Raw genomic sequence first — 525 nt, 5'->3', positions numbered from 1 at the left:
CGACGCCGAGGGCCTGCCAGAGCGCCCAGAGCACCGACTCGGCGGAGACCCCCGGGGCGCCACCCCCGTCTCGCTCGTGACGGCGGCCGCCCGGCCCGCGGCGAGGGCCACGGCGAGCCGGTGCAGCGGGGCGACGTCCTCGCCGAGGTGGGCCAGCCGCTCGGGGGTCGAGGACGAGCTCGCCGAGCAGCTCGCCGCTCGTGCGCGTGCCACCGGCGAGCAGCTCCTCGTGGCGCAGCACCCGGCGCAGCCGGCGCACGGCGACGGTGTCGGCGGCGATGACGGCGTCGACGAGGTCGAGCAGCGCCGACTCGAGCGCCTCGAACCCGTCCGCGGGCGAGGTCGACCGCGGACGCGAGCAGCTGGAGCAGCGGCCGTGCCGCCGGCTCGTCGCGCACCGGCACCCGGTGGGCATCGCCCTGCACGGGCACGCCGCGAGCAACGAGGACCCGGCGCAGCGTCGCCTGCCGCGAGGAGCCGCGCACGACGACGGCGAGCCGGTGCCACGGCCACCCCGTGGAGCAG

At 79.0% G+C, this 525-nt stretch carries 1 pseudogene; it reads right to left on the bottom strand.

Going from position 1 to position 525, the window contains the following annotated elements:
• Nucleotides 1-415: pseudogene (locus AC2W7J_RS18735) on the bottom strand (hypothetical protein); the annotation flags it as partial.
• Nucleotides 416-525: the final 110 nt, after the last annotated feature.

Source organism: Janibacter sp. CFPM2_SD2, from assembly GCF_057364645.1.
This window is presented reverse-complemented; position numbering and strand designations above follow the sequence as displayed.